This is a genomic window from Methanofollis formosanus, assembly GCF_019633745.1.
Lineage (GTDB): Archaea > Halobacteriota > Methanomicrobia > Methanomicrobiales > Methanofollaceae > Methanofollis > Methanofollis formosanus.
On sequence record NZ_CP037968.1, the window covers coordinates 670853 to 686394 of the forward strand.

The window sequence follows — 15542 nt, forward strand, 5'->3', positions numbered from 1 at the left end:
GGCGGCCCCGCTGCATCCAGGGATTGAGAACCACGGAAATAAGAGGAGAGAAAAAGAAGAAATACGGAGATCACTCTGCAGCAGGGTTTTCCTGGTCTGCATGCCAGGAACGCCCCACCAGGGAGAGGACCGCGGGCATCACGATGATCGCGCCCAGCAGTGAAAAGCCGACCGTGATCACGGTGACGACACCGAAGTTCTGGATGATGTTGAAGGCCGAGAGGATCAGTGCCGAGAAACCGAAGACTGTCGTCATGCCCGAGACCGTGATCGCCGTCCCGATCTGGGAGACGGCCTGCTGGATCGCGTCGTAGACGTCGGCACCCTTCTCGCGCTCCTCGTAGAAGCGCTCCATGATCAGGATGGTGTACTCAGAGGCCACCCCGATGGTCATCGAACCCAGGACGGCGGTGAGCGGAGTGTAGTCGATCCCGAGGATGTACATGATCAGCCCGTTCCACCCGACGATCATCATGATCGGGATCAGCGGGGAGGCCGCCTTCCCGATCCTGCGGTATATCAGGAAGAGGAACCCGAGGATGAGCCCGAAGCCCAGGAGCGTCATCTGAGTCTTGCCCTTGGCGATATCGTCGATGAGTGCAGTGAAGAGTTCGAGGGTGCCGGTGGGGTCGGCGACGATCCCTGCCGGCGGTTTGTCCCAGGCGATGTCCTGACGAACTTTATTGACAAAACTCTGCGCGTGCTCCATCTCCATATCGGTCAGGGAGAACTGGATGACCGTCTCCATGTTCCCGCGCAGGTACTTCGCCTTCTCGGCCTCAGGGATCCGGTCCAGCACCGCGGCGACCTCGGCGTCGGTGCCGGGCAGGACACCGTTGTTGTATTTCTGGATCAGCGTGACGATACTGGTCGCGCCGGTGATCTCGGCATTCTCCTTCACCTCGGATTGCTCGAACCGCTCGATCCATTCCAGACTGTCAAGGCTGGTGACGTCGTCGCCCCTGATATAGAGGGGCAGCGTCTGGGTCGATCCCATCGTGCGCGTGATCTTCTTGAGGTCGACGACCGCCGGCATATCAGAGGGAACGAAGGTCTGCTCGTCGGTGCTGATCTTGATCTCGCCGTCCATCTCGACCCCGACGAAGGCGACGAGCCCAAGGATGAGGAGGATGGGGACCGGGTTCTTTGCGATCTTCACGGCCAGACCACCGAGGAAGGAGTTATACGCGTCCATCCTCCCGCTTGTGGGGGCCTCGACCTCTTTTTTCGGGCGGTACTTGATGAGCACCCCGAAGGTCGGAACGATGATGAGGGCCGCAAGATAGCACATCACCACGCCGATGACACAGACCAGGCCGAAGCTCTGCACCATCGGGACCGGGGAGATCCACATCGCCAGGAACCCCATCGAGGTCGCGACCATCGCATACAGGACCGAGGGGCCGGTCTTCGTGATGGTGGTCACCACCGACTCGTCGACCGGCGCCCGCCGCCGCTCCTCCTCGAACCTGGAATGGAACTGGATCGCATAGTCGATGCCGATCCCGATGAGCACCGGGAAGGCGCCCATCGTCGCCATGTTGATCTTGATCCCGGTCAGGCCCATCAGCCCGAAGGTGAGGATGAGGCCGGTGGCGACGATGAAGACCGGGAGGAAGCGGTACCTCACGTGGGAGAAGAGGAGGCCGACGGCAAGGATCATCAGGAGCATCGCCGCACCGATGAGGACACCCATCGAAGAGCCCATCTCTTCCTTCATCTGCTGGGCGAAGGCCGGATCCCCGCTGACCGTCACCTGGACACCAGGCGGTGGGTTGGAGATGGCCACCGCCGAGTCGATGGCATTGAGAACGTTCTCCCTGACGTCGGAGGAGACTCCGGGATCGAGGGTGATGATCCCGATGGTCATCATGTTGGAGGGGACGTAGCGGTCCATGATCTCCTGGGGCACTCTCGCCTTGGCCTGCTGCACCTCGCCGTCCGAACGGGGCAGGACGCCGCCGTTGACCTGTTTGACCATGTCGACGATGCTCTGCGTCGAACTGACATAGCGCTCGTCCCCGATGTCCTCCTGGAGGGTGTCCAGGTATTCGAGGACCTGAGGATTGAGCACATCGTCGGTCTCGACCAGTAGCATGATTTTGTCGGACATGAACGAGTCCGAGTACTTGTCGTAGAGCATCCCGCGGGTCGTGGACTTGTCCAGGTAGGTGTCCGACCCGGTCTCCATCGAGATGAGACTCATCCCATAGAAAGAAACGAGGAGGAGCATCACGAAGAGGCCGGCGACCGTGGCGGGGTGTTTATTGATGGTTTCTGCGATTGTCTGATAGGGGGACTTCACACCTCGACCTCCATATTAACTCACTATGTCTGCTCCAGAGATGCATAAACTATTTGTTGCGATTGAGACAACACAACTCAGGGGAGGAGGCGGGGAAGGACCGGGGACCGGCCATCCCTATCGAGAATATCAGGATGTGCCCTGGGCTCTGTATGAATCACCCATGATGCGAGATCACGCCTCAAGCATACCTGCGAAAATGTCTCGTCGTTCGATCGCTCATATCAAGACCGGAGAATCAGTAGAGACCTCGCCCCATCGCCGTCCCTCATGATCATCAACGCCGCCTGAGGGGGCCCAATCTTCGGGGTCGCGGCGGTAGGGGCGGGTGCGGCGATTGATCAATATGCCGTCCCTCTTCGCCGGGTCTTTTCCGCCGTCTCGCGTGAGGATAGGGCGGGGGGCGGCAGGGAACGCGTGATTTCGCTGAAGAACGATCGGCTCTCTTCCGTCCCGCTCCTATCCTGGGAGTCATGACAGCAGGACGCCGTGGTGATCAGAATCTTCCGTTCCTCCTCATTGGATCTGTTCTGCCGTCTCGCGAGAAGATAGGACGGGGAACGGCACGGGGCGCGTGATCCCGCTGAAGAATGATCGGCTCGCTCCCGTCCCGCTCCTATCCTGGGGGTCATGATAGCGGGACGGCGTGGTGATCAGAATCTTCCGTTCCTCCTCCCCGGATCTTTCCTGCCGCCTCGCAAGAGGATAGGGCGGGGGACGGCACGGCCCTGAGTTTGTCTCTGGCGTTTTGCCGCAAGTCGATGAGCGGGGATCTGCGGCGTGGCCATCGCACTTTTATCTTCGGGGTCGGGACGACAGAAAAGCGTAGTGATCAGAATTGACCATCCACCCTCCACCGAATCGATTCAGCCGTCCCGCCCAGACCCTGAAAAGATGAAGATTTCTCCAGAGCCGTCCCTTCAGAGATTCGCCCGGAGCGTTATCGATCCATTTCTCGTAGATGTTTCACCGCGCTCAATGACGGCACCGTCTTTCTCGATACTGACGGAGAGCATTGCATCGTCGTCGCCGGTTTTCTGGAGACCCAGACGGATCAGTCCGCTCACATCGCCCGGGTAATAGATCTCATCATCGCCGAATCCCTCAATGGCGGTATAATTTCCATCAACGTCGTACCAGCCCTTCCACCTCTCTTCAGAGGAGACCGTGATCTTCACACCGCTTCTGAAGATGAGATCAGGTTCCACGTCATATGAGACCGACACAGCGCCGTTCGGTTCGGACGTGCTGTTCATGGCAAGATCCCTCAAATGAGCATCGTGGATGCCGACGGTCAGAGAATTATTTGAAGCATCCAGTTTCCGTGCTCCCATCCGTACGGCCAGATCACTTGCATTATAGGAGAACACCTGCCACCCGGACCCGTTCACCTTGCGTATCCCCTCGGCCGAAGGGACCTCCGCCTCCCACGGTCCGCCATACCGCACGCTCAAGAGATACTCCTTCGGACCGTCGGTGTGAGATTTCAGTTCGTACCGGCCGGTCGGAATATTGCAGGCGAAGACAACCATTCCGTTCGGCACCGAGGTGTTCCCTTCCACGAGCAATGTTTCTCCGCGAGAGAGGGAGACCACCATTTTGTCCGCAGAACTCCCGGTCTTCTGGAGCGTACATACGACGTCGTTATGATCTGTTCCCAGGGGGACGGTGGCAGGCCCTTCGCCGGAGAGGGAGACCACCTCGCCACCGTCAAGGACGCAGGACCCGTTCCATGCTCCTTCGGTTGCGACTTTGAGTTCGACGGATTCCGAGAGACACCCGGAGATGAAAAGCATCGATAGAAGGAAGAATGTCAATAATGTTACTTTGAATCTCATTGATTCCACATGGGGAATGCAATAGATAACCCTTTGTATATTTTATCCCAGAGGGATTCATAAAATCCCGGCTTTGTAGAATTCACCATGAACCCGCGGCTCAAACATACGGGATGAAAATTTCTCGTCACTTGATCCCTCTTTTTCAAGACTGAAGAGCAGGTGAGGATCGTGTTCACTCGCCGCCCCCGCCTATCTTCGTCGTGGGGGGTTCCGGGGGGTGCAACCCCCCGGCGCGAGACGGCAATGAAGACTCTACGATCGGGACGGCACGTTGGATCATCATGCATTCCCATATCCTTGCGATGGGGGGGAAGGCAGAGGCCTGATCATGCGGGAGATGTATCCGCAATCTTCGTATCGGTCCAGAAGGTGTTTGGTGGATTCAAATCCTTATGCAAACTCAAAGGGATGATCTTCGCGATCATTTTCATGGTAAAACCTCTTGCTGAATATCTCTGCGGGGGGCTCGCCGCCCCCCGGTCCCCCCGCATCACGATAGGGGGTGGACTGCAACCCCCTCTCTGTGGTCATCTCTCCGCCTTCCCGACCGATCTTCATCCCGGGGGTACGGAGGCGTTGCCCCCGGTACAAGCATGAGGGAAGGCGATGGATTCAGCTCACAGGGAGGTCGTGGTGATGAAAAGAGGATGTTTTCTACAGAGCCTATCCCAGAACTTCTCTGACCTTGATGGGTGAGTGGAAAATGTTTCTGAAGCACGGTGTCGTTCAAGAGATTGTTGCCGCCCCGCCCCAATCTTCGTCGTGGGGGGTCCGGGGGGGTCTCCCCCGGCAGGAGAGAGCAAGAAAACATGCTTTATTCTCTCTGTGGGCGGCACGTCTGATCGGTCTGACATCAGGCGAGGCGAGAGTACCTATGGGATACCCTCTTTCTAAAAACATCTTAGAAGTGAGTGCGAGGGGAGCGATTCGAACGCTCGAACTCCTACGAGATTAGGCCCTGAACCTAACGCCTTTGACCTGGCTCGGCAACCCTCGCGTTATTACCTATTGTCGCTCCTCGAAAATAAAGATATTGGCCCGATGCCCCCTCCGACCCGGCACAACCCCCCTGAAACCGGAGGGAGAGAGAGGAGGAGGGGAACTGAGACCGCATGGTGGAAGAGCGCCAGACGCGCCGGGGAGGCGATCCGGGCGAGGGGATCTGTCAGATTATGCGCCAATACCCGGAGCACGCAACGTATCATAAAGATTTCCAGTTAGTATTATAGTGCGAGGAGATGCACCCATATATAATGGATGATTCAAGGTACGAGTCACTGAAGATCGAAAACATCGTTGCATCCGGTGTCATCGCAGATTCCATCGATCTGGGCGAGGTCTCCCAGAAGATCCCGAACTGCGAACTGAACACCAAGCGGTTCCCGGGCGCGGTCTACCGGATCACCAAGCCGAAGATCGCATCCCTGATCTTCTCCTCAGGCAAGGTCGTCCTGACCGGGATCAGGAACAAGCAGGACCTCTACGACGGGCTCAACATCATCGTCTCCTCCCTCAAGGAAGCGGGGGTCGACACCTACGACGAGCCCCAGGTCGGGATCACCAACATCGTCTGCTCGTACGACATCGGCAGGTACATCAACCTCAACAAGGTCGTCATCACCCTCAACCTCGAGAACATCGAGTACGAACCCGAGCAGTTCCCCGGCCTCGTCTACCGCATCAAGGACCCGAAGATCGTGGCTCTCCTCTTCTCCTCAGGCAAGATCATCCTCACCGGCGGGAAGAACCTCGAAGACATCAAGCGCGGCCTCGACTTCCTCGAGCAGAAACTCGAGAGCATCATGTGAAGGCCGGTCACCAGAACCTGCGGGTGAGGACATAGTTCCTCTCCGCCTTCAATATTTCCCGGTAAAAACGTTCTTCGTCCCGTGACCGCGCAAGGATCCGTGCGGCGGTCTCGGGACCGACCCCGCGCGCGGCGAGGGCGACGACGGCCGGTTTCCCATAGGAAAGAACGAGGTTTGCGTTCTGCAAAAACCGTTTCTCGGCCGCCCGCTCCTCCGCACTCTTCTCCTTTTTCTTCATGGCGCGGGCCGTCTCCTCCTCCCAGGGTTTGAGGGCGGCGACGAGGCGGGCCGAACACTTCGGGCACTGCGGCGTCTCCGCCACCCGCTCGACGCGCGTCCTGCTCGTCCACGCCCTGCAGTGCATGCAGAAGAGGACCACCTGGTCGCCGGCAAGACGGCGCTTGAGCGTGGAGATGACGGCGTGGTCGATGGACGGCGGCGGGATGAGGTCGCGCGACGAGGAGAGCCCCTCGGCCCCGATCGCCGACAACCGCCCGACCTCGACGGCGACCTCCCTGGCCTGCACCGCTCTGAAGACCCCGGCGGCCTTCTCGACGTCCATGTACGCCCTGAAGAGTTCGTTGTAGGCCTCGTCGGCGACGACCGTATCGTTGAAGGTATCCAGCAACCGGTGGAGACTGAACTTCTCGTAATCGGCGTCGGCGTCGATGGCCCCGAACTTCTTGGCCACCTGGACGAGTTTCCACTTGAAGAGTGAGGTGTGGCGGAGGGCGAGGCGGAGGATCCCTTCCACATGCGCCGGGTCGGTGGCGAGGAGGAGGTCGCGGACGTCGGCGGCCCGCACCCCCTTCGGCAGCCTGAGCACCGATCTATATGCCCCGGCCTCGGTCCCGACCGAGGTGCCAGTCCGCGCCGAGATGAGCACCGAGAGCACTCTTGCGATCGCCTCGTTCGCCCGGTGCCCGGCGCAGATGTTGCAGACCACGCCCTCGTCCGAGTCCTCGACGGTGATGAGACGGTCGGTCGGGACCTGCGCCCCGTTCGTGTCCATCCGCGCGAACATCTCGCCGGCGAAGGCGATCGCGTCGGCGTCCGGGGTGTAGGCCGCGAGGTCCCGCGTCCGCCGCAGCGCCCCCACCTCCTGCGCCACTTCGTACGGCACCGGGATCTGCTCGCCCTCCCATGAAGGGAGTTCGCCCCGCGCCTCCCGCGCCGGTTCGACGGTGAGTTTTCCCTCCTCGAAATCGAGCACCCGCCAGAGTTCGCCCCGCGTGATGAAGACCGCGCCGGTGTGGAGGGAACTGACCACAAACGACTCGTCCAGCGTCCCGACCGTCCGCCTCGCGACGATGTCGAAGACCGGGACCTTGCGCTCGTCATGGATCATCGAGAGGTTGGAGAAGAGGTACCGCCGGGCGCGGCCCGTCGTGACCACCCGCGTCGCCGGCCCCTCGCCTTCGAGCCTGATCAGGCGGTGATCGACCATCTGGTTGCAGACTTTCTCCAGGAGCGGGCCCGCGTCCTCGAAACATCCCGAGCGTTCGACGATCTCGCGGATCGTATTCAGGGGCACCTCGCCGTACTCCACCGCCATCGCGTCGACGGCATTCGCGAGGACGTCGGCGGCGTTGGCGTACGGCTCGATCTTCTCCACCGCGCCGGCCCGCGCCCGGCGGATGATCGCCAGGGACTCAAGGAGGTCGTCGAAGCCGGTGGCGATGACCGTGCCGCGCGAGACGGCGTGAAGCTGGTGGCCGGCGCGGCCCACCCGCTGGACCAGTCGCGCCACTTCCCTGGGGCTCCCGAACTGGAGCACGTGGGCGATGTGCCCGATATCGATCCCGAGTTCCATCGAGGAGGTGCAGATGAGCGCCCGCACCGCCCCGACCCTGAACCGGTCCTCGGCATCGATCCGCACCTCCTTCGAGAGCGAACCGTGATGGACCTCGACGTCCCCGCGCTCGTGGAGGGCATGGCCCAGCGCCTCGGCGGTCACCCTGGTGTTCACGAAGACCAGGGACGAGGGTTCGGCCCCGACCATCTCCTCGACGCACTTCGCCTGTTCCTCGAACTCGCCGGCGCAGCACCGCACCCCGAGGTCGAGGTGCTTCGCGACCGGCACCTCCACCAGGGTGAAGGGCCGCGCCCCGCAGAGGAAGCGCCCGATCTCGTCCGGGTTCCCGACGGTGGCCGAGAGCCCGATCCGCTGGAACTCCCCGGCGTACTCACGGAGACGTTCGAGGGCCACCGCGAGCTGGGCGCCCCGCTTGTTCCCGGCGAGTTCGTGGACCTCGTCGACGACGACGTGGGTGATCTGTTCGAGATGTTTTCTGAGCCGCTTGCCCATGAAGAGGGCCTGCACCGTCTCCGGGGTGGTGATGAGCAGGTCGGGCGGGTGGAGGGCCTGTTTTCTCCTCTCATTCTGCGGGGTGTCGCCGTGTCGCACCCCGACCGTGAGCCCCAACCGCTCGCACCACCAGGTGAGACGGCCCAGGATGTCGCGGTTGAGGGCGCGCAGAGGGGTGATGTAGAGCGCCCTGAACCCGGGGCCTGGGGAGGAGAGAAGGGTGTTGAAGACCGGGAACATCGCGCTCTCGGTCTTCCCGGTCCCGGTCGGGGCGATGAGCACCAAGTGCTCTCCCGCAAGGAGCGGCGGGATGGCTCCTGCCTGCGCCTCGGAGAGCGTTTCAAACCCCCGATCCTCGATGAGCGCCCGCACCTCCGGCCTGAGGAGTTCAAGCACGTCGCTGTTCTCTGATCTCTCCGAAGGTCCCGATATAGGTCCCGTCACGCAGCCATACCTCGGCATGTTCTTCGTCGATGCACCGTGCCAGCGGGCCGAGCCCGCTCTCCGGGAGGTCGAGGACGTCCACACCCCCCGAGAACTCGCAGGCCGCGGGGACCGCGAGGAGACGCGTCCCCTCGTACTCGCCGGTGAGCGGCGTGTACAGATAGGCAGGTTCGGCCCGGAGCGAACACCCCACCTCGTCGCAGAGCGTCACCGCCGGGTGAAGGTGGCCGGCCACGACCAGGCCACCGCGGAGGGCGGGCGCCGGGTGGGTGTGGCCGTGGAGGTATCCAACCCCGTCGATGACCGTCCCGTCCGCGGGGAGGAGTTCGTCCTCATCCAGGAACCTGGCGATCCCGCCGTCGTGGTTGCCGGGGAGGACCCGGAGCGGAGCCCGCGCCCGCACCGCCTCGAAAACTTTCGGGAGTTCGGCGAACTCCTGCCTGCTCGTCAGCGGGACTGAATGTTTCACGTCGCCGAGGAGGAGGACGAGGTCGGGGTCCGCCTCCTCGATGGCGGCGATGAGTCTCTCGGCCCGCGCGCGGCTCCTGCTCTGCACATGCACGCCCGCCCTCGCGAGCCCCGACTCGATCCCGAAGTGGAGGTCGGCGACGACGAGCACCCGCTGCCGGCACCCCTCGACGAGGAGGGCCGGGAGGTCGGGGAGAAAGTGCGGCCGCATCAGATCAGCCTGACCTGCCCGGTCGAGGGCATGTAACACTCGCCCTCGGCCATCAACGCCTCGATCGCCGCCTCGGCCTCGGCCTGCCCGATGCCCCGCTCCCCGGCCGCCGCGACCAGGTCGGCCTCTGCCGCACGCCGGCCCGGCGCCTCTTCGAGCAGCGAGATGACGAGGGCGCGGGCGTCGAGGGGCGCCGCCCCCGTCCCGTCGCCCTCGTGCACACTTTCGAGAGCGTCCTTCACCATCTGCAGGAGTTCGGCGAGCACGTCGGGCGTCAGGGCATAGCGTTCGACCGCGGCGAGCGCGTCGGGGTCGGCGCCCTCATCGGAGAGAACGGCCAGCACCGCCTCGGCCCTGGAGAGCGTGAGGTCCGCGGTCCGCAGCACCCAGGTATCGCGCACCTGCCGGGCGGCCAGCACCACGGTCTCGGGCACCAGCGACGGCCCGCCCTCGTCGGGCACCGGTCTCCCGGTCACCGCCACGAAGGCCGGGACCTCCATCGCCTGCAGGGCGGCCGCCGCCTCGCTCTCCCGCCACCCGGCAGAGAGGAGCAGTGTTCCCGTCGGGTCGGCCACCCTGGCACAGACCCGCCCCTCCCCGGTCCAGACGGCAGTGAGGGCCCCGGCAAAGAAGACCCGCCGCCCACACGCACCGGTCGGAGAGAGGAAAGTACCGCCCTCGAAAAACCGCGTCCTCGCGAGTTCTCCGGCGAAGAGACGCACGGCCGGCTCGAGCCCGCCAGACGGTCCGCTCCGCTCATTCATGGAATGATCGTGTACCCCCTCCGGTAATAAAGATCAGGATGAGAGCATTATTCTTGGGGCGGAGACAATGACACTGTAATGGAGGGCAACAGCACCATCTGGATCGAGAAGTACCGTCCGCAGACGCTCGCCGATATGGTGGGCCAGGCGGAGATTGTCGAGCGGTTGAGGTCGTACGTCAGGAGCGGCGACCTGCCTCACCTGCTCTTCACCGGTCCGGCCGGGGTCGGCAAGACCACGGCGGCGGTGGCCCTCGCAAAGGAGTTCTTCGGCGAGACCTGGCAGATGAACTTCCGGGAACTGAACGCCTCCGACGAGCGGGGGATCGACGTCGTGCGCAACCAGATCAAACAGTTTGCCAGGACCTCCCCCCTCGGCGGCGCGACCTTCAAGATCCTCTTCCTGGACGAGGCCGACGCCCTCACCACCGACGCCCAGGCGGCGCTGCGGCGGACCATGGAGAACTACGCGATGACCTGCCGGTTCATCCTCTCCTGCAACTATTCTTCCAAGATCATCGACCCCATCCAGAGCAGGTGCGCCATCTACCGGTTCAAACCCCTGGACGGGGGCGCCGTCGCCGAGCAGGTGCGGCGGGTCGCGGAGACCGAGGGGATCGAGATCACCGAAGGAGCGGTCCTCGCGATCACGGAGATCGCCGAAGGCGACATGAGAAAGGCGCTCAACGCCCTGCAGGGCGCGGCGATCCTCTCCACCGCGATCGACGAGACGATGGTCTACGAGACCACCTCCACCGCCCGCCCCGAGGAGATCGCCGAACTCCTCGACCTCTCGATGACCGGCGACTTCGCCGGGGCACAGGGCGCGCTCAGGTACCTGATGCGCGACCGCGGGATCGCCCCCAACGAGGTGATCAACCAGTGTTTCAAGGCTGTCGTCAGGGGCGAGATGCCGACCGCCCTTAAGGTCGCCTACATCGACCACCTCGGCGAGGCCGACTTCAGGATCTCCGAAGGGGCCGACGCCGAGATCCAGATGGAAGCCCTCGTCGCCCTCTTCGTCCTCTCGGCGCAGAAACAGGCGTAAAGAGGTGCACGACCCACTCCCCCACCACCGAGGAGGTACATGGCAGACAGAGAGTATGCAGACGTGACCGACGTCGTCGCCGACTGGGAGAAGTTCCTCAAGCGACAGTACAACAAGAAAGAGCGGGTCGAACTCGCCAAGGAGTTCCCGCACAAGCGGTCCCTCTACATCGACTACCGGAACCTCGAGGCCTTCGGGCGGCGGGGCCTGGCCCTCGCCGACCAGCTCGTCGAGAAGCCCGAGAAGGTGATGGCCGACGTCAAGGACGCCCTGGTCAGACTCGGGATCATCGGGGAGAAGGACCGCCGGCGAGTCCATATCAGGTTCACCAACCTGACCAGGAAGACGAAGATCCGGGACATCAGGTCCAACCAGATCAACACCTTCGTCGCCGTCGAGGGGATCCTCAGGAAGACCACCGAGGTGAGGCCCAGGATCACCGCCGCGGTCTTCAAGTGCCTGGAGTGCGGGACGATCACGCCCCCCTACCCGCAGAGTTATGGGAAATACCAGGAGCCCTTCCGGGTCTGCGCCCAGTGCCAGAAGAAGACGCCCCTCGAACTCGTCCCCGAACACTCCACCTTCGTCGACGCCCAGAAACTCAGGATCCAGGAATCGCCTGAGGGCCTGCGGGGCGGCGAACAGCCCCAGACCATCGATATCGACGTCACCGACGACCTCACGGGCTCGTCGGCGCCCGGCGACCGCGTGGTGATCAACGGGATCCTCCGTTCGTTCCAGCGGGTGAACGGCGGGACCAAGTCCACGCTCTTCGATATCTATGTCGAGTGCAACGCCATCGAGGTGGCCGAGAAGGAGTTCGAGGAGGTGAACATCTCAGAGGAGGACGAGGCCGAGATCCATGAACTCTCGCAGGACGATAAGATCTACTCCAAGATCGCCCGCTCCATCGCCCCGACGATCTACGGCAACACCGACGTGAAGGAGGCGGTCGCCCTCCAGCTCTTCGGCGGGATCCCCAAGGAGATGCCTGACGGTTCGCACCTCCGCGGCGACATCCACATGCTCCTGGTCGGCGACCCGGGGATCGCCAAGTCCCAGCTCCTCCGCTATATCGTGCAGCTCTCCCCGCGCGGGATCTACACCTCCGGCAAGTCCTCCACCTCGGCCGGGCTGACGGCGACGGCGGTCAAAGACGAGTTCGGCGACGGCAGATGGACCCTTGAGGCCGGGGCACTGGTCCTCGCGGACATGGGTATGGCGGCCGTCGACGAACTGGACAAGATGGACAAAGAGGACCGGAGCGCGTTGCACGAGGCGATGGAACAGCAGACGGTATCCATCGCCAAGGCCGGGATCACCGCGACGTTGAAGTCGCGCTGCGCTCTGCTGGGTGCGGCGAACCCGAAGATGGGTCGCTTCGACGAGTACGCCCCCATCGCCGAGCAGATCAACATGCCGCCCTCCCTCCTCTCGCGTTTCGACCTCATCTTCATCATGACCGACAAACCCGACTCGGCGCGGGACATGGCCATCGCCGAGCACATCCTCAAATCCCACTCGGTCGGCGAACTGATCGAGAAGAAGAAGCGAATGCCGGTCGAAGGGGTGGACGACGCCTACATCGAGCAGCAGCTCAAACCGGTCACTCCCGACATCGACCCGCTCCTCTTCAGGAAGTACATCGCGTACGCCAAGCGGACCTGTTTCCCGACGATCGTTCCCGAGGCGAAGGAGGCGCTGCGTGACTACTATCTCAAACTCAGGGACCTCGCCGACACCAACAAACCGGTGCCGGTGACGGCGCGACAGCTCGAAGCGCTGGTCAGACTGGGCGAGGCGAGCGCACGGATCCGGCTCTCCCAGACGGTCGACATCGAGGACGCCAAGCGCGTCATCAAGATCGTCGACACCTGCCTGCGGCAGGTGGCCTACGACGCCGAGTCCGGCACCTTCGACATCGACAAGTGGACGACCGGGATCTCGAAGCAGCAGCGCGACATCGTGCGGACGGTCAAGGAAGCGATCCGCGACCTCGGCGGCGAGGACGGGTCGGCACACCTCGAACAGGTGGTCGAGGAGATGCTCAAGCAGGGCTTCACGAAGGAGAAGATCGAGGCGGCGGTCAAGATGCTCAGGAACCAGGGCGAAGTGATCGAGACGCGGCCGGGAGTCGTGCGGTTGCTGGAGCGTGACTTCTGATGGCCGACGAGATCACCGACGTGGTCGGCGAGTGGGTCGCTTTCCTCTCCAGGTACTGCAAGCGAGAGGTCGCGGAGGTCGAGCGCGAGTTCCCGTTCAAGCGCTCGGTGTACATCGACTACCAGACCCTGCAGGCCTCGGGCGCTTCGGGCTTGCGTCTGGCCGACGAGGTGATCGAGAAACCGGGCAAGGCGATCGGGGACATCAGGGACGCCCTGCGCCAGATGACCGTCATCGACGAGGAGAAGGTCAGGAAGGTCAACATCCGCTTCCACCATATCGAGCGGGTCACCGGGATCAGGGACATCAGGGCCTTCCACATCAACCGCTTCGTCTCGGTCCAGGGGATCATCAGGAAGACCACCGACGTCCGTCCCAGGATCATCGAGGCCTTCTTCCAGTGTCCGGGGTGCGGGACCGAGACGCGGATCCGGCAGGGCCTCGGGCAATTCGAGGAGCCCGACGAGTGCGCGAACCCGGAGTGCCGGCGGAAAAAACTGAAGATGATCCCGGCGCGGTCGCGTTTCGTCGACTCGCAGAAGGTGCGGGTGCAGGAATCCCCCGAGGGGTTGCGCGGCGGCGAGCGCCCGCAGACCCTCGACGTCGAGGTGGCCGACGACCTCACCGGTGCGATCGCTCCCGGCGACCGGGTGGTCCTCAACGGCGTCCTCCGCTCGAAACAGCGGGTGAACTACGGGACGAAGTCCACGCTCTTCGACCTCTACCTGGAATGTTCCTCGGTGGAGTCGCCTGAGAAGGAGTTCGAGGAGGTGAACATCTCAGAGGAGGACGAGGCGACGATCCGGGCGCTCTCAGAGGATCCGGAGTTGTACCAGAAGATCACCGCCTCGATCGCCCCGTCCATCTACGGGAACACCGAGGTGAAGGAGGCGATCGCCCTGCAACTCTTCGGCGGGGTGGCGAAAGACCTGCCCGATGGGTCGCGTCTGCGCGGCGACATCCACATGCTTCTCGTCGGCGACCCGGGGATCGCGAAGTCGCAGATGCTCCGCTATGTCGTCAAACTCTCGCCGCGGGGGATCTATACCTCCGGCAAGTCCTCCACCTCCGCGGGATTGACGGCGACGGCGGTGAAGGACGACTTCGGCGACGGGAGTTGGACCCTGGAGGCCGGTGCCCTGGTCCTCGCCGACATGGGGGTCGCGGCCGTGGACGAGATGGACAAGATGGCCAAGGAGGACCGCAGCGCCCTGCACGAGGCGATGGAGCAGCAGACGATCTCGGTGGCGAAGGCCGGGATCACGGCGACGCTCCGCTCGCGCTGTGCGCTCCTCGGCGCGGCCAACCCCAAACTCGGGCGGTTCGATGCTTACGCACCCATCGCCGAGCAGATCAACATGCCGCCCTCGCTCCTCTCCCGCTTCGACCTCATCTTCATCATGACCGACAAGCCCGACGAGAAGCGGGACTCGGCGATCGCCAACCACATCGTCTCGGCGCACCGGGTGGGCGAGTTGATCATGCAGCAGCAGACCGGCCCGGTCTCCCCCGACCACGCCGAACTTCTGGCCGCGGAGAGCGTCACCGTCGACCCGCCTATCCCGCCCGACGTACTCCGCAAATATGTCGCGTACTCGAAGCGGTACATCACCCCCCTCATCACCGACGAGGCGCGGGAGATCCTCATCGCCTACTATCTCAAACTCCGTCACCTGGCAGACGAGAACAAACCGGTGCCGGTGACGGCGCGGCAACTCGAAGCTCTGGTCCGCCTCGGCGAGGCGAGCGCACGCATCCGGCTCTCACGCACCGTCGAACCCGCGGACGCCGAGCGCGTCGTCAAGATCGTCGACCTCTGTCTCCGGCAGGTGGCCTACGACGCCGAGACCGGCACGCTGGACATCGACAAGTGGGCGAGCGGGATCACCAAGAAGAAACGCGACCTCATCCGCACGATCAAAGACACGATCAAAGAACTCAGCGGCGAGGACGGCACGGCCAGGACCGCCGAGGTGATCGAGGCCCTGGCCCGAGAAGGCTTCGACCGCGAGGACGTCGAGGAGCAACTGGAGAAGATGTTCCGCTTCGGCCAGGCGATGCAGCCGAGGCGGGGGATCGTGCGGTTGATCTGAGGGACCAATGGTTTCTTTTTTTTCGGCTCTGTAGAAAACATCCTCTTTTCATCACCTCAACCCCCCGGTGAACTGAATCCATCGCCTTCC

9 protein-coding genes and 1 tRNA gene are annotated in these 15542 nt (G+C 63.1%); 4 read left to right on the forward strand and 6 right to left on the reverse strand.

The window, feature by feature from the left end; all coding sequences use genetic code 11:
• Positions 1-70: 70 nt before the first annotated feature.
• The 3 genes from E2N92_RS03010 to E2N92_RS03020 all read right to left on the reverse strand — a co-directional run bounded on the left by E2N92_RS03010 (position 71) and on the right by E2N92_RS03020 (position 5143).
• Positions 71-2305 (reverse strand): efflux RND transporter permease subunit, encoded by a 2235-nt coding sequence (locus E2N92_RS03010; RefSeq protein ID WP_220682225.1) that lies wholly within the window; start codon positions 2303-2305, stop codon positions 71-73.
• Positions 2306-3225: 920 nt separating this feature from the next.
• Positions 3226-3837 (reverse strand): hypothetical protein, encoded by a 612-nt coding sequence (locus E2N92_RS03015; protein ID WP_220682226.1) that lies wholly within the window; start codon positions 3835-3837, stop codon positions 3226-3228.
• A gap of 1221 nt (positions 3838-5058) precedes the next feature.
• Positions 5059-5143 (reverse strand) — tRNA-Leu (locus E2N92_RS03020).
• Between the two features lie 256 nt (positions 5144-5399).
• Between E2N92_RS03020 and E2N92_RS03025 the strand changes: the two genes are divergently transcribed.
• Positions 5400-5954, forward strand: coding sequence for a TATA-box-binding protein (locus E2N92_RS03025; protein WP_220682227.1), 555 nt, complete (start codon positions 5400-5402; stop codon positions 5952-5954).
• A 7-nt stretch (positions 5955-5961) separates the two neighbouring features.
• Here the strand turns inward: E2N92_RS03025 and E2N92_RS03030 are convergent, their stop codons facing one another.
• Genes E2N92_RS03030 through E2N92_RS03040 form a run of 3 tightly spaced genes read right to left on the reverse strand, consistent with a single transcriptional unit; the run spans position 5962 to position 10149 of the window.
• Positions 5962-8724, reverse strand: a complete 2763-nt coding sequence (locus E2N92_RS03030) for a DEAD/DEAH box helicase (RefSeq protein WP_220682228.1) — start codon at positions 8722-8724, stop codon at positions 5962-5964.
• A complete protein-coding gene (locus E2N92_RS03035; protein WP_220682229.1) occupies positions 8651-9385 on the reverse strand; it encodes a metallophosphoesterase in 735 nt (244 codons plus the stop codon). The genes E2N92_RS03030 and E2N92_RS03035 overlap by 74 nt, the downstream gene beginning before the upstream one ends.
• A complete protein-coding gene (locus tag E2N92_RS03040) occupies positions 9385-10149 on the reverse strand; it encodes a hypothetical protein (RefSeq protein ID WP_220682230.1) in 765 nt (254 codons plus the stop codon). The genes E2N92_RS03035 and E2N92_RS03040 overlap by 1 nt, the downstream gene beginning before the upstream one ends.
• Positions 10150-10227: 78 nt before the next feature.
• Between E2N92_RS03040 and E2N92_RS03045 the strand changes: the two genes are divergently transcribed.
• The 3 genes from E2N92_RS03045 to E2N92_RS03055 are packed head-to-tail and all read left to right on the forward strand — an operon-like array spanning position 10228 to position 15452.
• Positions 10228-11196 (forward strand): replication factor C small subunit, encoded by a 969-nt coding sequence (locus tag E2N92_RS03045; RefSeq protein WP_220682231.1) that lies wholly within the window; start codon positions 10228-10230, stop codon positions 11194-11196.
• Positions 11197-11235: 39 nt separating this feature from the next.
• Positions 11236-13359 carry a minichromosome maintenance protein MCM gene (locus E2N92_RS03050; RefSeq protein ID WP_220682232.1) on the forward strand — a complete coding sequence of 708 codons (2124 nt, stop codon included), beginning with the start codon at positions 11236-11238 and terminating at the stop codon, positions 13357-13359.
• Positions 13359-15452 carry a minichromosome maintenance protein MCM gene (locus tag E2N92_RS03055; RefSeq protein WP_220682233.1) on the forward strand — a complete coding sequence of 698 codons (2094 nt, stop codon included), beginning with the start codon at positions 13359-13361 and terminating at the stop codon, positions 15450-15452. The genes E2N92_RS03050 and E2N92_RS03055 overlap by 1 nt, the downstream gene beginning before the upstream one ends.
• Positions 15453-15542: the final 90 nt, after the last annotated feature.

What these genes read in the sequence shown, in the direction of transcription:
- E2N92_RS03015 (WP_220682226.1), bottom strand. Translation starts at nt 3,837, where the DNA reads ATGGTTGTCTTCGCCTGCAATATTCCGACCGGCCGGTACGAACTGAAA.
- E2N92_RS03025 (WP_220682227.1), top strand. Translation starts at nt 5,400, where the DNA reads ATGGATGATTCAAGGTACGAGTCACTGAAGATCGAAAACATCGTTGCA.
- E2N92_RS03030 (WP_220682228.1), bottom strand. Translation starts at nt 8,724, where the DNA reads ATGCCGAGGTATGGCTGCGTGACGGGACCTATATCGGGACCTTCGGAG.
- E2N92_RS03035 (WP_220682229.1), bottom strand. Translation starts at nt 9,385, where the DNA reads ATGCGGCCGCACTTTCTCCCCGACCTCCCGGCCCTCCTCGTCGAGGGG.
- E2N92_RS03040 (WP_220682230.1), bottom strand. Translation starts at nt 10,149, where the DNA reads ATGAATGAGCGGAGCGGACCGTCTGGCGGGCTCGAGCCGGCCGTGCGT.
- E2N92_RS03045 (WP_220682231.1), top strand. Translation starts at nt 10,228, where the DNA reads ATGGAGGGCAACAGCACCATCTGGATCGAGAAGTACCGTCCGCAGACG.
- E2N92_RS03050 (WP_220682232.1), top strand. Translation starts at nt 11,236, where the DNA reads ATGGCAGACAGAGAGTATGCAGACGTGACCGACGTCGTCGCCGACTGG.
- E2N92_RS03055 (WP_220682233.1), top strand. Translation starts at nt 13,359, where the DNA reads ATGGCCGACGAGATCACCGACGTGGTCGGCGAGTGGGTCGCTTTCCTC.